Origin of the sequence: Pseudomonas sp. ITEM 17296 (genome assembly GCF_028895205.1) — a bacterium.
Classification (GTDB): domain Bacteria; phylum Pseudomonadota; class Gammaproteobacteria; order Pseudomonadales; family Pseudomonadaceae; genus Aquipseudomonas; species Aquipseudomonas kermanshahensis.
Genome location: NZ_WJRS01000093.1, coordinates 1 through 385 on the forward strand (window position 1 = coordinate 1; position 385 = coordinate 385).

General features: G+C 58.4%; 1 protein-coding gene. It reads right to left on the bottom strand.

Features of this window, described 5'->3' with window-relative positions; translation table 11 throughout:
• The coding region (locus GIB19_RS28200) for an immunoglobulin-like domain-containing protein (protein ID WP_274888869.1) at nucleotides 1–385 on the bottom strand (385 nt) is incomplete at both ends.

Here is a 385-nt window from a genome sequence, read left to right on the forward strand (position 1 = left end):
GCCAACATCCGCGCCGTCGACGGTGGCGATCGATTTGATCACCGCGTCGTTGGTACCGACGTAGACGTTGTCCGGAGCAGTCACGGTGGTGAAACCGGTAGTGCTGTTGGCCGGAACCGTGATGACGGTGGTGCCGTCACTCAAGGTGAAAGTCAGCGCCGAATGTTTATCGATCGGTAGACCGTCTTTGTTGGTCAGGGTGATGGTGTAGGTGATCGCACCACCTTCGGTAACCGAAGGCGTAGCGGTCAGCTTGGCCACGACATCGTCGGTGGTGTCGGTGACTTTGACCGAGGCTGCATCGCCCAGCTGCAGGTTTTCAAAGGCACGACCGTCAACATCGACGGCGGACTTGATACCCAGCTCGATTTCACCGGCGTCTTTG